The organism is Bacillus sp. NMTD17, assembly GCF_002998735.1.
In the GTDB taxonomy this organism is placed as follows: Bacteria; Bacillota; Bacilli; order Bacillales; family Bacillaceae; genus Bacillus.
In genome coordinates, this window is record NZ_PVRH01000004.1 from 168,057 (window position 1) to 184,941 (window position 16,885).

General features: G+C 42.6%; 15 protein-coding genes. 9 read left to right on the plus strand and 6 right to left on the minus strand.

Annotated features, from left to right (window positions below; genetic code table 11):
* The first annotated feature begins 6 nt into the window (after nucleotides 1-6).
* The 3 genes from pruA (at nucleotide 7) to C6347_RS13295 (ending at nucleotide 4,324) form a co-directional block, all read left to right on the plus strand.
* Nucleotides 7-1,554, plus strand: coding sequence for an L-glutamate gamma-semialdehyde dehydrogenase (gene pruA, locus C6347_RS13285; protein ID WP_060595502.1), 1,548 nt, complete (start codon nucleotides 7-9; stop codon nucleotides 1,552-1,554).
* 125 nt (nucleotides 1,555-1,679) lie between these two features.
* Complete coding sequence (locus C6347_RS13290) at nucleotides 1,680-2,912, plus strand: PucR family transcriptional regulator (RefSeq protein WP_034664173.1); 1,233 nt, start codon at nucleotides 1,680-1,682, stop codon at nucleotides 2,910-2,912.
* 113 nt (nucleotides 2,913-3,025) lie between these two features.
* Nucleotides 3,026-4,324: an arsenic transporter gene (locus tag C6347_RS13295; RefSeq protein WP_060595504.1), complete on the plus strand. Its 1,299-nt coding sequence runs from the start codon at nucleotides 3,026-3,028 to the stop codon at nucleotides 4,322-4,324.
* Between the two features lie 46 nt (nucleotides 4,325-4,370).
* Here the strand turns inward: C6347_RS13295 and C6347_RS13300 are convergent, their stop codons facing one another.
* A complete protein-coding gene (locus C6347_RS13300; protein ID WP_034664171.1) occupies nucleotides 4,371-5,048 on the minus strand; it encodes an amino acid ABC transporter permease in 678 nt (225 codons plus the stop codon).
* Nucleotides 5,049-5,060: 12 nt separating this feature from the next.
* Nucleotides 5,061-5,933 (minus strand): transporter substrate-binding domain-containing protein, encoded by an 873-nt coding sequence (locus C6347_RS13305; protein WP_106031572.1) that lies wholly within the window; start codon nucleotides 5,931-5,933, stop codon nucleotides 5,061-5,063.
* 181 nt (nucleotides 5,934-6,114) lie between these two features.
* Here C6347_RS13305 and C6347_RS13310 point away from each other — a divergent pair, with 181 nt between their 5' ends.
* Nucleotides 6,115-6,444 carry a YckD family protein gene (locus C6347_RS13310; protein WP_106031600.1) on the plus strand — a complete coding sequence of 110 codons (330 nt, stop codon included), beginning with the start codon at nucleotides 6,115-6,117 and terminating at the stop codon, nucleotides 6,442-6,444.
* Between the two features lie 49 nt (nucleotides 6,445-6,493).
* On the opposite strand, the gene C6347_RS13315 is transcribed toward C6347_RS13310, so the two are convergent.
* Nucleotides 6,494-7,258, minus strand: coding sequence for an MBL fold metallo-hydrolase (locus C6347_RS13315; protein ID WP_060595506.1), 765 nt, complete (start codon nucleotides 7,256-7,258; stop codon nucleotides 6,494-6,496).
* Between the two features lie 114 nt (nucleotides 7,259-7,372).
* On the opposite strand from C6347_RS13315, the gene C6347_RS13320 reads away from it, so the two are divergent.
* Both C6347_RS13320 and C6347_RS13325 read left to right on the plus strand, forming a co-directional pair.
* Nucleotides 7,373-7,789 (plus strand): Lrp/AsnC family transcriptional regulator, encoded by a 417-nt coding sequence (locus C6347_RS13320; RefSeq protein WP_034664465.1) that lies wholly within the window; start codon nucleotides 7,373-7,375, stop codon nucleotides 7,787-7,789.
* A gap of 28 nt (nucleotides 7,790-7,817) precedes the next feature.
* The gene (locus tag C6347_RS13325; RefSeq protein WP_095285948.1) at nucleotides 7,818-8,624 is read left to right on the plus strand and encodes an AAC(3) family N-acetyltransferase; all 807 of its coding nucleotides are present in this window, start codon (nucleotides 7,818-7,820) and stop codon (nucleotides 8,622-8,624) included.
* Nucleotide 8,625: 1 nt separating this feature from the next.
* Here C6347_RS13325 and C6347_RS13330 read toward each other — a convergent pair whose 3' ends face one another.
* From C6347_RS13330 to C6347_RS13340, 3 genes are all read right to left on the minus strand, one after another.
* A complete protein-coding gene (locus C6347_RS13330; RefSeq protein ID WP_106031574.1) occupies nucleotides 8,626-9,012 on the minus strand; it encodes a competence protein ComJ in 387 nt (128 codons plus the stop codon).
* Between the two features lie 120 nt (nucleotides 9,013-9,132).
* Complete coding sequence (locus tag C6347_RS13335) at nucleotides 9,133-10,830, minus strand: methyl-accepting chemotaxis protein (protein WP_106039339.1); 1,698 nt, start codon at nucleotides 10,828-10,830, stop codon at nucleotides 9,133-9,135.
* 126 nt (nucleotides 10,831-10,956) lie between these two features.
* On the minus strand, nucleotides 10,957-11,385 hold the full coding sequence (locus tag C6347_RS13340) for a NucA/NucB deoxyribonuclease domain-containing protein (protein WP_060595509.1): 429 nt from the start codon (nucleotides 11,383-11,385) through the stop codon (nucleotides 10,957-10,959).
* A 367-nt stretch (nucleotides 11,386-11,752) separates the two neighbouring features.
* Here C6347_RS13340 and C6347_RS13350 point away from each other — a divergent pair, with 367 nt between their 5' ends.
* The 3 genes from C6347_RS13350 to C6347_RS13360 are packed head-to-tail and all read left to right on the plus strand — an operon-like array spanning nucleotide 11,753 to nucleotide 16,879.
* Complete coding sequence (locus C6347_RS13350; RefSeq protein ID WP_106037079.1) at nucleotides 11,753-13,822, plus strand: hydantoinase/oxoprolinase family protein; 2,070 nt, start codon at nucleotides 11,753-11,755, stop codon at nucleotides 13,820-13,822.
* Nucleotides 13,812-15,797 (plus strand): hydantoinase B/oxoprolinase family protein, encoded by a 1,986-nt coding sequence (locus C6347_RS13355; RefSeq protein ID WP_060595511.1) that lies wholly within the window; start codon nucleotides 13,812-13,814, stop codon nucleotides 15,795-15,797. The genes C6347_RS13350 and C6347_RS13355 overlap by 11 nt, the downstream gene beginning before the upstream one ends.
* Nucleotides 15,794-16,879, plus strand: a complete 1,086-nt coding sequence (locus tag C6347_RS13360) for an ABC transporter substrate-binding protein (protein ID WP_106061725.1) — start codon at nucleotides 15,794-15,796, stop codon at nucleotides 16,877-16,879. The genes C6347_RS13355 and C6347_RS13360 overlap by 4 nt, the downstream gene beginning before the upstream one ends.
* Nucleotides 16,880-16,885: the final 6 nt, after the last annotated feature.

The following is a 16,885-nucleotide window of genomic DNA, read 5'->3' on the forward strand; positions in this document are numbered from 1 at the left end:
ACAAAGATGACAACACCTTACAAACATGAACCATTCACGGATTTTAGCCAGGAAGAAAACCGCAAAGCGTTTGAACAAGCATTAGCAAAGGTAACAGAATCACTTGGTCAAACCTATCCGCTCGTGATTAATGGAGAAAGAATCGAAACGAAAGACCAGATTATCTCGATCAATCCAGCGAAAAAGGATGAAGTCGTTGGAACCGTATCAAAGGCCGGGAAAGAAGAGGCAGAGCAAGCGGTTCAAGCTGCGGCGAAAGCATTTGAAACATGGCGCTATACGTCTCCAGAAGAAAGAGCCAGCGTCATATTCCGTGCTGCGGCAAGCATCCGCCGTAAAAAGCATGAGTATTCAGCCCTTCTTGTAAAAGAAGCAGGTAAGCCTTGGAACGAAGCGGATGCAGATACAGCAGAAGCAATCGACTTCCTTGAATACTATGCCCGTCAAATGCTGGAGCTGGCGAAAGGCAAACCAGTGAACAGCCGCGAAGGGGAACGCAATCAATATGTTTACACACCAACTGGCGTGACGCTCGTCATTCCGCCGTGGAACTTCTTGTTTGCCATTATGGCAGGAACAACAGTAGCACCAATCGTTACAGGGAACACAGTTGTCTTAAAACCAGCGAGTGCAACTCCTGTGATTGCGGCACGTTTTGTGGAAGAGCTTGAGCAAGCAGGTCTTCCAAAGGGTGTGGTGAACTTTGTACCAGGAAGCGGAGCAGAGGTCGGAGATTACTTAGTCGATCATCCGAAAACAAGCCTGATTACATTCACTGGCTCAAGAGAAGTAGGGACACGTATCTTTGAACGCGCGGCAAAAGTACAGCCAGGTCAGCAGCATTTAAAGCGCGTCATTGCTGAAATGGGCGGTAAAGATACAGTGGTTGTAGATGAGGATGCAGACGTCGAATTAGCGGCTAATGCCATTTTCACATCAGCCTTCGGTTTTTCAGGTCAGAAATGTTCGGCTGGATCTCGGGCTGTCGTCCACGAGAAGCTGTATGACCAAGTGGTCGAGCGAGTGAAGGAAATCACAGAAACAAAAACAACAGCGAATCCTCTTTCTGCGGATGTCTACATGGGACCTGTCATTGATCAAGCGTCCTTTGACAAGATCACGGATTATATCGAGGTGGGCAAGGAGGAAGGCCGTTTAGTGACTGGTGGAACGAGTGATGATTCGGAAGGATACTTCATTCACCCAACCATTTTTGCAGATCTTGAGCCAACATCTCGCTTGATGCAAGAAGAAATCTTCGGACCAGTCTTGGCCTTCTCGAAAGTGTCTAGCTTTGATGAGGCACTTGAAGTAGCCAACAACACGGAATATGGTTTGACAGGTGCTGTCATTACCAATAATCGTGATCACATCAACCGTGCGAAGCAGGAGTTCCATGTAGGGAATCTCTACTTTAACCGTAACTGCACAGGAGCCATCGTGGGATACCACCCATTTGGCGGATTCAAAATGTCAGGAACCGATTCAAAAGCAGGCGGTCCAGATTACCTAGCTCTACACATGCAGGCGAAAACGATTAGTGAAATGTTTTAAGATGGAAAAGCATGAACCTGTGCACACGGGTTCATGCTTTTTTTGCTTGTCTACGACTTGTTTCTATACAAATCTGTCCGGAAAGAAGTATGATAAATGTATTACTTAATCAGGGAGCAATCGGGATGGAAGAGATATTAGAAAAGCTTCATACATTTTTTGATGTCGATAAGTTAATTGCATTTATTAGCGGGTATTTAAAAAAACCAGTCATTTTAGAAAGCACAGAGTGCCAGCTCCTTGCTTATAATTCTTACAGCATTCAGCAGTTTGACCCAGTCAACCAGCAAACGATTTTCTCAAAGGAATGCCCGGGGTCTGTAGTCGATTGGTTAAAGAAAACAGGGGTCATCGAGCGACTTCACACGGATTCAAAGCCTTTTTATGTGAGCGGTCATGACGAGCTCGGGTTTAATCGGCGGGTGGCTGTGAGCGCCAAGCATAAACAAGAAGTTGTGGGCTTTATTTGGGTGCAGGACATTGAGGATTCCCTCTCTCAGGAGGAGCTGCAATTTTTGCACGAAGCTTCCTTTCAAGTGGGAAAAGTGATTTATAAGAATAAGAAACAGCTGGAGAAAAAGGAAGGCAAGATTGAAGAATTTTTCAAAAAGGTCATGGATGATCATTTTTATACAGAAGAAGAACTGAAGTGGGAGGCTGAGAATTTAAGTATCCCATTGCCGGCAGTATTTACTGTCATGGTCGTACATGCTGCCGATAACAAAAGTGAGACGGCAGAAGACGTGAAGGATGTCATTCGAACGTATTTGCAGCTAGAAGATAAGGTGAATCACGTATACTCCGTTCAAGCCGACATTGTCGTGATATTGGGCAGCTTGTCAGACCGGCACTCACCGAAAGCAACTGCTGCCGACGTCATCGCTCATCTGCAATCGAAAACGCATGCCCATCCTTCGCCGCTGTATATCGGGATGGGAAGAGAGTATCGAGATGTCATGAAAATGAGTACAAGTCGATTTGAAGCGATAGAGGTCGTGAAGGCTGTGAAAATTGTTGGGGGACAAGAGCTGATTCCATATGATTACGAGAATCTGGGGGTTTTCCGGTTCTTAGACTCGATTTACAGCCATCAAAAAAAGAAAAATGATTTCAATCCAGATTTGTTACGTTTGAAGGAAAAAGACCGTGACAGCCAAACTTCTTTTTTAAAAACGCTTGAAGTCTACTTATTGAATAACTGCAAGCTAAAGCCTGCTGCAGAGCAGTTGTTTATTCATCAAAATACATTAAACTATCGAATGAAACAAATCTTTGATATGACCTCAATCGATTTAAGTCACTTCAGCCAGCGATGTGAGTTATTTATTGAATTGATGCTGATGAAAAAAGATCAATAGTCATCGAATCCGCAGGTGCCCGGGATCACCTGCGGGTTTTCATGTGAAAATGGCATACAACTGCTGCGTTACGTTGTATGATAGATAAGGATTTTATGAAAGGGGGGCCACCTTTGGGAGCAGTCACCTTGGCCATTTTGATTTTTATCCTGACCCTCGTCCTTGTCATTTGGCAGCCAGGACGTTTAACCATTGGATGGTCAGCATGTGGAGGCGCCATTCTTGCACTTGTCTTTGGTGTCGTTCATCTGGGCGATGTGTGGGAAGTGACGCATATAGTATGGAACGCGACATTTGCGTTTATTGGCATCATTATTATTTCGTTAATTTTAGATGAAATTGGGTTTTTCGAATGGGCTGCACTGCATATGGCAAAAGCCGCAAAAGGGAACGGTGTCCGCATGTTTATTTATTTAACATTGCTCGGCGCTGTCGTGGCTGCTTTTTTTGCGAACGATGGAGCGGCACTGATTCTGACCCCGATCGTCTTGTCTGTGGTGAGAGCGTTAAAACTGGATGAACGGATGATCCTGCCTTTTGTGATGGCGAGCGGCTTTATTGCAGATACAACCTCCTTGCCATTTGTGATTAGTAACTTGGTTAATATCGTATCAGCCGACTATTTTCATATTGGATTTCTAGAATATACAGCAAACATGTTCGTGCCAAACCTTGTGTCGCTTGGAGCGAGCATGCTAGTGCTTTATGTGTTTTACCGGAAGCTCATCCCAAAAACATACGATCTGTCACAAGCGAAAGAGCCGGCATCAGCTATCCGAGATATCCGCATGTTCCGCTTGTCTTGGTATGTGCTTGGCTGTCTGCTTGTCGGTTATTTTGCAGGGGAACTCATTGGGGTTCCGGTCTCCATCATTGTGGGCGGTATTGCTCTTGTCTTCTTGTGGCTGGCGAGAAGAAGTCCGCAAGTGGCGACAAAACGCGTCATAAAAGAAGCACCGTGGTCCATAGTCTTTTTCTCAATTGGCATGTATGTCGTCGTATATGGACTAAAGAATGTCGGTCTCACAGAAATATTGGCGGCATGGATCGAACAAGGCGCATCGCATGGCTTGCTTGCGGGAACGATGTTTATGGGCGTGCTTGCCGCAGTGCTGTCCTCTGTCATGAACAATCTGCCCACTGTGTTAATCGATGCGATTGCGATCGGTCATACAGATACAGCAGGCGTCATGAGAGACGGACTGATTTATGCCAATGTCATCGGCTCCAACCTTGGTCCGAAAATGACCCCTATCGGCTCATTGGCGACATTGCTGTGGCTTCATGTTCTCAAGAAAAAGGGCGTCCATATTTCTTGGGGTGCATACATGAAAGCCGGAATCATCCTGACCATCCCAACCTTGATCCTTACTTTACTAGGGTTATATGTGTGGTTATGGCTGATACATTAAAGCTAAATACAAAAGAGAGCAGATCCATGAGATCTGCTCTCCTTTATTACAGATATTTCGCATAGCGCTTTTCTAAAAAGTCTTGAAGCAATGAGACTACGCTGCAAATGCCCCAGTATATGAGTGCGACCAAAATATACATGGTCATATAATCGAATTCGCGTCCACCTACAATTTTTGCTTGCTGGAAGAGCTCGGGTACAGTAATCATCGCAGCCAGTGAGGAGGCTTTGATTAAATCGAGCATGACATTGGTTAAAGGCGGCAGTGCGATGCGGACAGATTGAGGTAAAATGACACCGCGCATCGTTTGCCAATAGCTGAGACCTAGTGACTTGGCAGCTTCCACCTGTCCACTCGGAACAGAGGAGAGGGCCGCCCGGTTGATTTCTGCAATATAGGCAGCGCTATTGAAGCTGAACCCAATAATGGCAGCGGTGACCGCTGTAAACTCAATCCCGATATAAGGGAATCCAAAATAAAGAATAAACAAAATCACCAGAATGGGCACGCCTCGCATGAATGAGATATACAACCGTGCAGGCAGGCGAAGCATCCACGTGTTCGCCATTCTGGCAAGCGCAATAAAAAAGCCAAGAATTGTACCAAAAAACATGCTCACAAAGGAAATGAGCAGCGTCAGCCAGATGCCTTTCATGACAAATGGAAATGACGCCTTTGCCAGTGCAGGATTAAATATATATTCTAAATGAATATCTCCCACGATTGCGGCTCCTTATTTAGAAATGTCGACATCTTCGACATCAGCATCTATTTTCTTTGAGACGTCTGCATGATTAAAGAATTTTTCGGAAATCTTTTTCATGGTTCCGTCTTTTTTCATGTCTTTTAAGACACGATTTAATTCTTTTTGAAGCTCTGTGTTGTCTTTCTTCATCACAAAACCTTGTTCGTTTGGCATGTATTTTAAGTCAGGGTGAATTGTAATATTTAGTTTCGGGAATGCAGCAAGAGCTAGTGTCTGCAAGTAATAATCATTTAGAATGACATCTGTACGACCATTAGCGACATCCTTTAAGTATTGCTCGTTTGTCGCATTATCATAAATGACTTCCTTCGCACCGTACTTGCGAGCGACATCCATGTAAATCGTTGTGGCAGCTCCAGCTGCTTTCTTTCCTTTTAAATCTTTTAACGTCTTAATGCCAGACAAATCATCTTTTCGTACGATCGCCGTGCCATAGGAATATTTATAAGGAGTTGAAAAGGCAAACTTATCTTTTCTGTCATCTGTGATGTCAATGTCGTTTGCAGCGGCATCCACTTGACCAGAATTAATGGCGCTCAGCATGCCATCATAGCCCATTTCTTTAAATTCTACTTTCACATCAAGGCGTTTAAACGCTTCTTTGACCACTTCCACTTCATAACCAGTCAATTGATCCTTGCCATTAGATGTATCATGATATGACGTTGGATAAAGGGTGCCTGAAGTAGCAACCACGATTTTCCCTTTCTTTTGAATCTCATCCCACTTTGAATCTCCAGACTGAGAAGAGCTTGATTGACTGCAAGCAGACATGACAAGTATGAAAGCAGACACAACAAGCATCAACCATATCGATTTTCTATGATAAAAACGACTCATTTAAGAATCCTCCTCTATTTTTTATACAAAACAAAACATAGCACGCTTTTTCTGTTAGGACAACGTTTTCAGAAGAAAAGCGAAAAAGTAAGAATATTATGTGCAATTTGCGTGGTGAAATAATGTATAAAAAAGGAAAGTGCGTACAAAATAATTGCGAATAAAGGAGGGAATAACAATGATGAAAAAAGTAAGTGGCTTAATCATATTATCGATGATGCTGTTGTCTGGTTTTTATATGGAAACAGCTTATGGTGAAACACCCCAAATGGAAAAGCGTCCAGTAACGCATCAAGTAAAATTAACGACAGAACAACAAAAACAAATTGAAATGCTTGAGCAGCAAATTCTTTCTAAACGAAAAGAAGTGATTGAGAAATACGTTCAATATGGTGTGTTAACAAAGGAACAAGGTACACATATTACCAAACGAATGGATGAGCATTACAATCATTTGGAAAATAACGGATTTGTTCCATTGCTGAAAAAACCACAGCACCATCGACCATAATGATGAAACCGGCAGCGAGGTGCCGGTTTTTTATTATTTATGAATCTTTTCAGAAGGTGAGACTTTCACCATCTTTAGGGACAAAAATGGCTTGATCTGCATGATGCTCCTGAATGTAAGCTTGTAAAGAAGCTCTTGTTAGCAAGCAATGGTTCACTGCCTCAAGGTGACAAGCGACAATTTGTGCTTTTGGCTGAGAACGGTGAACGTCTAAAATATCTTCCTTCGTCATGGTAATCGGATCGCCTTCTAAAAATTGAGCAGCTCCGCTATTAACCACAATGACATCTGGCTTGCATGTATTGACAACCTCCTTCGGCTCATCACACCAAATGGTATCACCTGCAATGTAAAGGGTAGGTTCATCAGGGTGAGAGAAAACAAAACCGCTGACCTGTCCCATCCGCTTCGCAGTTTCTCCTGTCCCATGCTGTCCACCTGTCCGCTTAATATGAACACCGCAAATGTCTATTTCATCTTCAATGCATGTGACATGCTGGAAACCGGCTTCTTCAACTTCTTTTTTGTCATTCTCCGATTGCGTATAAATGGGCTGGTCTTGAGCTAATTTTTGTTTTGCCTCGTCATCAAAGTGATCCACGTGCAAATGAGTGAGTAAGACAGCATCTGGGTGTAACATGTTGTCTAAGTCAATGTTTACAGGCAGATCAACAATAGGATTGTTCAAATGTTGATTGGCTGTATGAGGAAACGGTGGATATGTTCCTTTTGCTGCTAAAAAGGGATCAATGAAGAAAGTTGCCTGACCATATTGAAGGTATAAAGTAGCATTCCGAATGAGCGTGATTTTCATGAAAGGCCTCCTTTTTTTCTGATTAAGTTTACAGTATATTAAAAGAGTTCCATATGACAGAGGGTAATGAAAGTCTTTCAGCAGAAGGACTTGATTTTTGAAAGAGGTGAGTCAATGTTAGACCAAACCGATATGGATATATTAAAAGAGCTCTCTAAAAACAGTCGATTGACCATGAAAGCGCTAGGTGAAAAAGTTCATTTAACCGGTCAAGCTGTTGCAAATCGTGTGTTAAAGCTTGAAGAAGAGGGTGTGATTGAAGCATATACCATTTCGATTGACTGGCGGACTCAAAAGACCATCCAAACATTTATGCAGCTCTATACCCGCAGTCATCATCACGAACCACTTCTGTCGTTTCTCGACCAACAGGAAGAGATCAAGAACTTGTTTAAAATAAGTGGTGAGGGCTGTTATATGGCTGAAGGCCATTTTTCCAGTCATGATGAACTGGATCTGTTTTTAACGGAGCTGACAAATTACGCAAATTATAAACTGTCTATTGCGGTTAAACGTCTCATTCATCAGTAATAGAAGAGACGCAGGAGGAAAAGGAACGATGAAAAAATTAATCAAAAATCAAGCTGAACCGATGACAAAGGAAAGAATCAAAGCAGACTTGGTTCAACTTGGTGTGAAAAAAGGCATGATTTTATGTGTTCACTCATCTTTATCATCTATCGGCTGGGTAAACGGAGGCGCTGTTGCCCTCATACAAGCATTGATGGAAACCTTATCAGAAGAGGGGACACTGATCATGCCGGCACAAACGTTAGAGCTTTCTGATCCCGCTGATTGGATCAATCCGCCTGTTCCTTTTTCGTGGTGGAAATCGATCAAAGAGACGATGCCTGCATTTGATCCAGCATACACGACGCCAACAGCAATGGGAAAGGTAGCGGAAACGTTTTGGAAATACCCAGGCGTGGCGAGAAGCAATCATCCTCATTTTTCATTCACAGCCTGGGGCAAAAGGAAACATGAGCTTCTGAAACACCACGCACTTTCTTTTGGATTAGGAGAACATTCGCCTCTAGCCCGCATGTATGATCTTCAGGCTCAGGTGCTGCTGATTGGTACGTCATTTGAGAGCCTGACAGCTTTCCATCTTGCTGAATATCGCATCCCTCAGCAAGACCTCATGACAAGAGGAGCTCCCATCTTAGAAAATGGATGGAGGGTATGGAAAGAGTACCAAGATATTATCACAAGAGAAGAACTATTTGAGCAGATCGGTCGTGATTTTCTACAATCAGGAGGCACTCATGATCACGGTCAAATCGGACTTGCCAGTTCATATTTATTGCCGGTGAGAGAATCAGTAGACTTTGCGGAAAAGTGGCTTGATTTGTACGATCAGTCGTGATCTACACAGTTTGGAAATTTATATGATAAAGGTCTTGATCAGGCTGCTGTGAGGTATAGCAGGTGAGCTGATAGTCTCCCTTTGGAATAGGGAAAGACAGCACCTGAGCCATGACGCTTGTGATATAAACTTGATCGCTTGCATGCGTAAAAGGCACTGTAACTATTCTGTCAGCCGAGGCTGGGGGCATATCGCTATTTAAAGTTACGGTAACAGATGCTTTTCCGTTGTTGACCCCTTCAAAGGACACACCCTGATCTCCCATGGCGAATCCTTGAAGAATGTCATCATCTGACCAATCAATCACAGGTGGTGTTTTGCTTCCGGTGTATACGGTGATTTGGTGATAAGAGATAGATAGGGAATAGGCTTGGTTTAACTTATTCATTTAAAAAACTCCTTTATACATAGATTTTCGTTGGAATGTGAATGGTTGAAAGAATGATTCTTGAAGAGAATGTTAGGCAGCAAGACGATTGTCGCCGTCTTGCGCTTCTATTTGAGGAATCTAGATGTGAAATTGCGAAACCATTGCTTTTAAATCTCCTGCTAAATGGGCAAGAGCTTCTGATGATGCTGTTACTTCTTCCATTGCGGCAAATTGTTCTTCTGTTAAACCGGCTACTTGCTGTGAATGTTCACTCGTTAGTATAACGCCTTCTGTGATAGTGGCAAAGGATTGTTTCGCATCGTTTGTATAAGCTGCGATTTTTTGTGATGCACTAGATAAATGTTTGATGCCATCTGCCATTTCTCTCATTGACTGTTGAATATCAATAAATGATTCTTCTGTATGAGAAATAAGTACAGTCCCTTGAGCCGCTTCCTCTTTTACTCGTTTGATGGCATTCGTCGAATGAGTCATCTCTTTTTGGATTTCAGAAATGAGATGGGAAATCATATTTGATGATGCTTGAGATTCTTCAGCGAGCTTTCTCACTTCGTCTGCGACAACCGCAAAACCTTTTCCATGCTCGCCTGCTCGTGCTGCTTCAATTGCTGCGTTAAGAGCAAGCAGGTTTGTCTGATTAGCGATGTCTGTAATAACATTGGAAATATGATCAATTTCAGCTGAACGTGTTTCTAATGCTTGAACGGCTGTCCCATTTTCCTCGATTGATTTTGCAATAGATGTCATTTGTGAGTTTACTTCCCCAATATTCTGTACACCTTTTAGGGCCATTTCTTGTGCAAATTGACTTCTTGAAGCCATTTGTTCCGCATTTTCCGTGATGTTTGCCAGCTCGTTAGATACTTGAATCATCGTGTGCTCACTTGTTGTCATTTGAGCTGATTGTTCTTCTGATGATTGAGCTACTTCTTGAATACTGTGGGTGATTTTTTCTGATGCTGCACTTGTTTCTTCTGCGCTAACTGAAAGCTGCTCAGATGAGGTGGCCACTAATTCAGATGTGTTCATGACATTAAGAATGGTTTGATTTAATTTTTCCCGCATCTTATTGAAATGACCAGCCAGGTCAGACAGTTCATCGCCTGCCGTATCCGACACATTGATGGTTAAATTTCCTTCGCCTGCACTTTTAATGGCAGAAGCTATGCACTTGAGGCGTGACTGAAACCGCTTTGTGAAAATAGAAATAATGATAACTGCAACAATTAAACTTAACAACAGAACAATGACAAATTGAATATAGAATGACTGAAGCATTTGTGAAATCATGCTTTGATTGGCGCCCGTATAAAAAATACCAATCGTTTTGCCTGCTTCATTTTTGATCGGCATATAAGCCGTTTGATAGTCTTTCCCGGCAACATTTGCTGTGCCGTAATAGTTTTCTCCTTTATCTAATACAGTGGCCTTCACTTCAGGTGAGACTTCTGTACCGACAGCTCGTTTTCCGTTTAACATGACATTCGTCGCGACACGGGTATTCCCTTGGAAAATTGTGATGGTATCATCGGTATATTCAGCTAATTGGTCAACCAATGTATCATGATCATTGATTTGGGTATCCCCTTTATAAAGCTTGCCATCTTTTATCTGCCATGAGCCTGCCACTTTTTCATCTAGGTAGGCATAGCCTAGCTTTAAATCACTTTTTGCTTTTTCAGTGGCCATGTGCTTGATGTTTTCTGTCATTTCACGATTCACCACATAACCAACAACTGCTGAAAAGATGATGAGGACACTTAAAAAGATCAGCAAAATTTTGGCACCAAGCCTCAGTTTTCCCTTTTTTTTCATGCTTTTTGACTCCTTTAGGTATAAGGTAGGTTAAACCTCCTTAAGGATTATCGGCATGAAAAAAATGTTTGAAATACCTGTATGCAGTTACGAGAAAATTTTTTTAGATAGAAAAAGGAAATGGCGTTAATCGATGATAAATTGTATTCTTGTGCCGTCAGGATCATCCGATAATTGATGACCGACCCATGAGCCTGCTCCCCTATTATCTGAAGGACTGATATATTTGACAGAAGCTCCTGTTCCTCCTTCCTTACACATCGCCATCGGCCATTCGTCCCGATCATACCCGCGCTTTGTTGGGATGCCATGAAGTGATTGGTCTCTCTGTTCATCGCTATGTTTACGGTCAATCGTACATACGGATGAATGGCCTTCATCAATTGCCTCTTCTATGTGCTTCGCGGTTTCTGGGTAACGATCTGATGGGAAGTGAATGGTTTTGTCATAAGATGAATTCGTCGTCTCTTGTTTACTTTGCTCCAGCTGAATATAGCCTGTTGTTACACCAACGACGATTAGTAAAAGCAAGAGAATGATTTTAAGAAGTTTCATAGATGCTAGCTCTCTTTCTTGTTTGCGTATTTTGTAAACAGAAGTATAGCAGAATTACTTACCAATTTCTCCTGGTTTTGAAAAAACGCCTTTTAAAGTTCGAAAAACGGTTTTTATCCGTTTTCTTGCTTTTTATATTTGTAAAAATTCATAAAAATTTTAATTTTGCTGGTCAAAAAAAGATTATGCTTTATCAAAATGGCTTTATCACTGCTTTTTGGGCTAATTTCAAGAATTTAACACACAGAAATTTTAAAAAAATAAAATTGACTAGACCGATATGCTTTAATAATATGGAGTCAAATATCAAAAAATGTCGTAATTTATCAAAATATGATTCTATTTACATTGCAGGAGGGGAGTACAAATGGCGGATGTCTCTTATCGGCTTGGTATAGACATAGGAGGAACATTTACTGATTTATCGCTGATGAATGAAGCAACAGGGGCGCTGACTGAACTCAAAACACCCACAGTGACTGACGACCCAGCCCAGGGAATTATCAATGGGCTAAAACTTCTAAAAGACAGGGGTGTTGATTTATCTAAAATCCAATATCTCGTACACGGAATGACAATCGGTCTTAATACATTATTGCAGCGAAAAGGAGCAGACTTAGCCCTTTTTGTGACGGAAGGCTTTCAAGACATATTGTCACTACAACGTTTACGGTTACCCATTCCTTATGACTTCAATTCTCGTTTGCCGGAACCATTGATACCACGAAAGCATGTATACCCAATCTCTGAAAGGTTGATACACGATGGTACGATCAAAAAACCTCTCCATCTGCAGCAATTAGATCATGCTGTCCAGCAGGTCATGTCTAAAAGGCTAGCAGGTATTGTCATTTCTTTTTTACATAGTTATCAAAATCCAGTTCATGAATTACAGGCAAAAGCCTATATCAAACACCATTATCCGCAATTAGAAGTTCTTACTTCATCTGAATTATGGCCTCAAATGAGAGAATACGAGCGTACTGTGATGTCTGTTGTCAATTTGTACATTCAACCAAAGGTAAAACAGTATTTACAAACATTGAAAAGCCGTTTGAAGGAAGAAGGTGTACCAATTTCTCCATACATTACACAATCAAATGGTGGTTTAATGGATGCAGAAAGTGCAGCAACCTCACCTGTTAAAACACTTTTTTCTGGTCCAGCAGCTGGTGTCATTGGTGCGGCAAGAATCGCAGCCTCTGCAAACGAATCCAACCTGATCACTTTTGATGTAGGGGGGACGAGTGCAGATATCTCCATTATTCAAAAGGGGCAGCCTACAATGGCTCAGTCTAATCAGCTTTCAGGTTTTCCTATCATTCTTCCATCTGTTGCGATGTATTCAATAGGGGCAGGCGGAGGTTCTGTCGCGTGGATTGATCAGGGCGGGCTTCTCAAAGCAGGACCAGAATCAGTTGGCTCACAGCCGGGACCAGCTTCGTATGGTAAGGGAAAGAAAGCCGCCTTAACTGATGCGTTCCTCATATGCGGTTATCTCAATCAAGAGCGTTTTGCCGGAGGACATTTACAACTACAGCTGTCCGCGGCGGAAAAAGCCTTTCAGCCAATTGCTGACCAGCTCAACAAAACGGTAGAAGAAGCGGCTGACCAGCTGATTCAAGTAGCTGTCGCCAATATGTACACAGAATTAAGCAATGTCATGGAGCAGCAGGGGTTTGACCCAAGAGATTTTAGTTTACTAGCGTTTGGCGGAGCAGGACCGGTTGTGGCGAATTTCCTTGCGCGAGAAATCCATGCGAAAAACGTGGTCGTTCCTCCAGGTCCAGGAACATTATGTGCATTAGGTGCTCTGACCGCTGATTTTATTCATGATGCGGTGCTGTCGAAGAAAATATGCTTACAAGACTACTCGATAGATCAACTAAAACAAGATTATGAGATGCTTTCGCGAAAAGCGACTGATTGGTTCAGTCGGCAGAACATTCAGCATATTAAACAGACATCCATTCTATTATTGGCAGATGCACGTTATCAAGGACAAGCCTTTGAGATTGAATTACCATTATCAGCTGAATGGCTGAAGCAAGAACAAGATATCCACCAACTCATTGAAGCCTTTCACAAACTGCATCAGCGTCAATATGGTCATAGAGATGATCAGGCGAACATCGAGTTTACTCATTTACGAGTTCGAGTCATAGGCGAGACGCCGCCGCTGCCTTTCACACCTGTTCATGAAAGCAGCGGACAATCTTTGAAGCCATATGAATACAGGCGAATCTTTATAGAAGAAAAAGAACATGAAGCAGCTATTTATTACAGAGATACTTTGTCAGTAGGTTCTGTCATCAATGGACCTGCCATTATTGAGCAGGATGATACGACAACATTGATTCTGCCAAATTGGACAGGCAGCATTGATCAATCAGGGAACTTGGTGATTTCAAGGGAGGCGGCTTTACATGAGAACTGATCCAGCAAAGCTTGAGATGATGCGCAGTTATTTTAATGCAATTGCGTCTGGCATGGGACATGTCATTGAGCGGACGTCTTTTACGACTTTCGTCAAAGAATCAGCTGACTTTGCGACAGCGTTAGCCACGCCTTCTGGAGATTTCTTTGTTTATCCGAAGACAGTGGGTGTAACGATCTTTTTAGGGCTGAGTCTTAAAAAAGCGATTGAAGAGAGCGGGGCGATGCAGCCGGGAGATATTATCATCACAAATGACCCTTATACGACAGATGGTTTAGCGACTCACCTGCCGGATGTCCATATCATTAAGCCAATTTTCGTAGATGGTGAAATTGTCAGCTATGCTTGGTCTTTTGTTCATGTGAGTGATGTGGGCGGACTTGTGCCCTCGAGTATTTCACCGACAGCAACAGATGTCCATCAAGAAGGATTAAGAATCCCGCCAGTGAAAATTTATGAAGGCGGGAAAGAGAATCAGGTCGTTCGTACCTTTTTAAGAGCCAACAGCCGAGCCAGTCATTTAAATGATGGGGATATCAATGCGATGATTGCTGCAGTAAATACAGCAGAAATTCGGTTAAAAGAAATGATCGGCAAATTTGGAAAAAATGAAGTGAAACAAGGAATGATGGACCTGCTGAAGCAAGCTGAGATACGTGCAGGAAAGGTCATTGAAGCCATTCCGGATGGAACGAGTGAATTCGCTGATTATTTAGATGATGATATGATCTCGGATGTGCCGATCCGATTGAAAATCAAGTTAACGGTCAAAGGAAAGCGGCTGACGCTGGATTTCTCTGAGTGTGACCCGCAAGTGAAAACAGCTTTTAACCTTGTCACTAATGGTCAGAAGCATTCCTTCCTATATCAAGGGTTGATTAATTACATTATTAGTAAAGATCCCTTTATACCGATTAATGGCGGAATAACATATCCGATTGAAGTGATTTCACCTAAAGGGACGCTGGTGCATCCAGAATACCCGGCCTCTGTTGGTATTCGGCATTCGATTACGATGAGGCTGTATAATGTCGTGCTAGGCGCCATTGGTAAGCTGTTACCTGAAGCAGTGCCGGCAGCAGGTGCAGGTCAATCTGCTATTGTTGTTCTCTCTGTTCCTGATGATCAAACAGGTGGCAGGAAAATGTCTGTTGTCGAACCATTAGGCGGAGGCGGCGGTGCTCAAAATGGAACGGATGGAGTAGATGGCATTGATCATTCATCTGGCTTTTTGAAAAATACACCCATTGAGAGTTTAGAACAGCATATTGATATTCATGTTCACCGATATGAGCTTTTGCCGAACACAGGCGGGGCAGGAGAAAACAGAGGTGGACATGCGATTGGTTTGGAATTTGAAATGATCAAGCCTGAATCTATGGTGACCGCACGAGGAATGGAACGAATGAAGTTTCAGCCTTGGGGGTTAATGGGCGGCCGAGCAGGAGCTGTTGGTGAGGTCAAGCTGATCACAGCAAAAGGTGAAAAACAAGACCAGCCAAAAATAGATGTCCTGCGTCTTGAAAAAGGCGATATTGTGCAATTAATATCACCAAGTGGAGGCGGCTGGGGAAATCCATTTGCTAGAAATAAAGAAAAAGTCCTTCAGGAAGTGGAAGCAGGTCTATTAAGTGAAGAAAGAGCGCTGCAGCAATATGGCGTTAAAGTGTATCTAGACCAAAATGAATGGAAGATTGATGAAAAGCAAACGAATAAGCTTCGTGAAAAGGTTGATCATCCTGCTGATATCATGTGGGATTTCGGAGAACACAGAGAAGCTTATGAGAAAGTATGGACGGATGAAGCCAGCAGCGAGCTTGCCGTGCAGCTGCGTTCTTACCCAGCTAATGAACGTACGCATTATAAACATGCAGTTCATCAACATTTCAGTCATAGAAATGAGCCGTTAACAAAGAAAGATATTATTCAAGCACTTCGTCATATGGATGGACAAAAAGGGGGAAATCAATCATGAAAAGAAGATTAATCACTATTTTTGCAGGTGTACTATCAATGATTCTACTGCTGACAGCTTGCGGTGGAAATGGACAGGATCAAGGTAAACAGCAGCAGACTGTGATCGTTGGCGTATACGGAGGCGATTGGGAAAAGAATATCAAACCAATCCTCGAAAAGTTTGAAAAAGATACGGGAATTAAAGTCCAAACCGTCTCTGGAGCGGATTCTGAATGGTTTACGAAATTAAAAGTGTCCAATGGAAAAAATCCACCGTATGACCTGCTTATTTTACAGCCTGATACGATTCAAAGAGGCATTGCAGCAAATGTTCTTGCGCCGATTGACGAAGAGCAAGCACCGAATGTCAAAAAACTTTACCGTTCTGTCCAAAAGAAGCTCACTATTGATGGGAAACAATATGCAGCAGGCTTTAGCATGGGGCAGCTAGGAATTGCTTATCGAAAAGATCTTGTGAAGCAGGAACCAAACAGCTGGACAGACCTATGGAGCAGTCAGCTAAAAGGGAAGGTGGCGATATCATCTCCGACTTATTCAGCCGGTTTGCAATTTTTCTCTGCGCTTGTCCATGCTCAAGGTGGGACAGAATCAAATCCTAAGGATATTGATAAAGCCTTTAAAAGCCTTTCACAATTAAAAGGACATGTAGCTGCTTTTCCAGATAATCCAGGGTCTATTCAAACCTTGTTAGAACGTGGTGACGTGGCAGCAGTTCCATATTGGGATGGACGAGTATTTGCACTTGAAGAAGAAGGAATGGATATTGGTTTCTCATATCCGAAAGAAGGCGCTGTTGCAGCTGTTGCGAGCTGGGCTTTAACGAAGGGAAGTCAGCATGAAGAAGCGGCTTACAAACTATTAAACTATTTAAGTGGAAAAGAAGCTCAGGAGGCTTTCTCGGAAAAATCTTATTATGGCATGTCGAATTCTGATGTGAAATACGGTGACAAGATTAAGGGGAAGGTCAAGGTTGGAGAGAATTATTATAGCAAGCTGACTTGGGTAGATTACGAAACAGCAACTTCAGAGCTTGGCAATTGGACAAATCGATGGAACGAAGTATTAGGCGGAGGAAAATAGGTGATC

Excerpts from the sequence above, each read along its gene's own strand:
- C6347_RS13310 (WP_106031600.1), top strand. The coding sequence starts at position 6,115 with ATGAAAAAAGTAAGTGGCTTAATCATATTATCGATGATGCTGTTGTCT.
- C6347_RS13290 (WP_034664173.1), top strand. The coding sequence starts at position 1,680 with ATGGAAGAGATATTAGAAAAGCTTCATACATTTTTTGATGTCGATAAG.
- C6347_RS13320 (WP_034664465.1), top strand. The coding sequence starts at position 7,373 with ATGTTAGACCAAACCGATATGGATATATTAAAAGAGCTCTCTAAAAAC.
- C6347_RS13360 (WP_106061725.1), top strand. The coding sequence starts at position 15,794 with ATGAAAAGAAGATTAATCACTATTTTTGCAGGTGTACTATCAATGATT.
- C6347_RS13305 (WP_106031572.1), bottom strand. The coding sequence starts at position 5,933 with ATGAGTCGTTTTTATCATAGAAAATCGATATGGTTGATGCTTGTTGTG.
- C6347_RS13330 (WP_106031574.1), bottom strand. The coding sequence starts at position 9,012 with ATGAATAAGTTAAACCAAGCCTATTCCCTATCTATCTCTTATCACCAA.
- C6347_RS13325 (WP_095285948.1), top strand. The coding sequence starts at position 7,818 with ATGAAAAAATTAATCAAAAATCAAGCTGAACCGATGACAAAGGAAAGA.
- pruA (WP_060595502.1), top strand. The coding sequence starts at position 7 with ATGACAACACCTTACAAACATGAACCATTCACGGATTTTAGCCAGGAA.
- C6347_RS13350 (WP_106037079.1), top strand. The coding sequence starts at position 11,753 with ATGGCGGATGTCTCTTATCGGCTTGGTATAGACATAGGAGGAACATTT.
- C6347_RS13355 (WP_060595511.1), top strand. The coding sequence starts at position 13,812 with ATGAGAACTGATCCAGCAAAGCTTGAGATGATGCGCAGTTATTTTAAT.
- C6347_RS13335 (WP_106039339.1), bottom strand. The coding sequence starts at position 10,830 with ATGAAAAAAAAGGGAAAACTGAGGCTTGGTGCCAAAATTTTGCTGATC.
- C6347_RS13315 (WP_060595506.1), bottom strand. The coding sequence starts at position 7,258 with ATGAAAATCACGCTCATTCGGAATGCTACTTTATACCTTCAATATGGT.
- C6347_RS13340 (WP_060595509.1), bottom strand. The coding sequence starts at position 11,385 with ATGAAACTTCTTAAAATCATTCTCTTGCTTTTACTAATCGTCGTTGGT.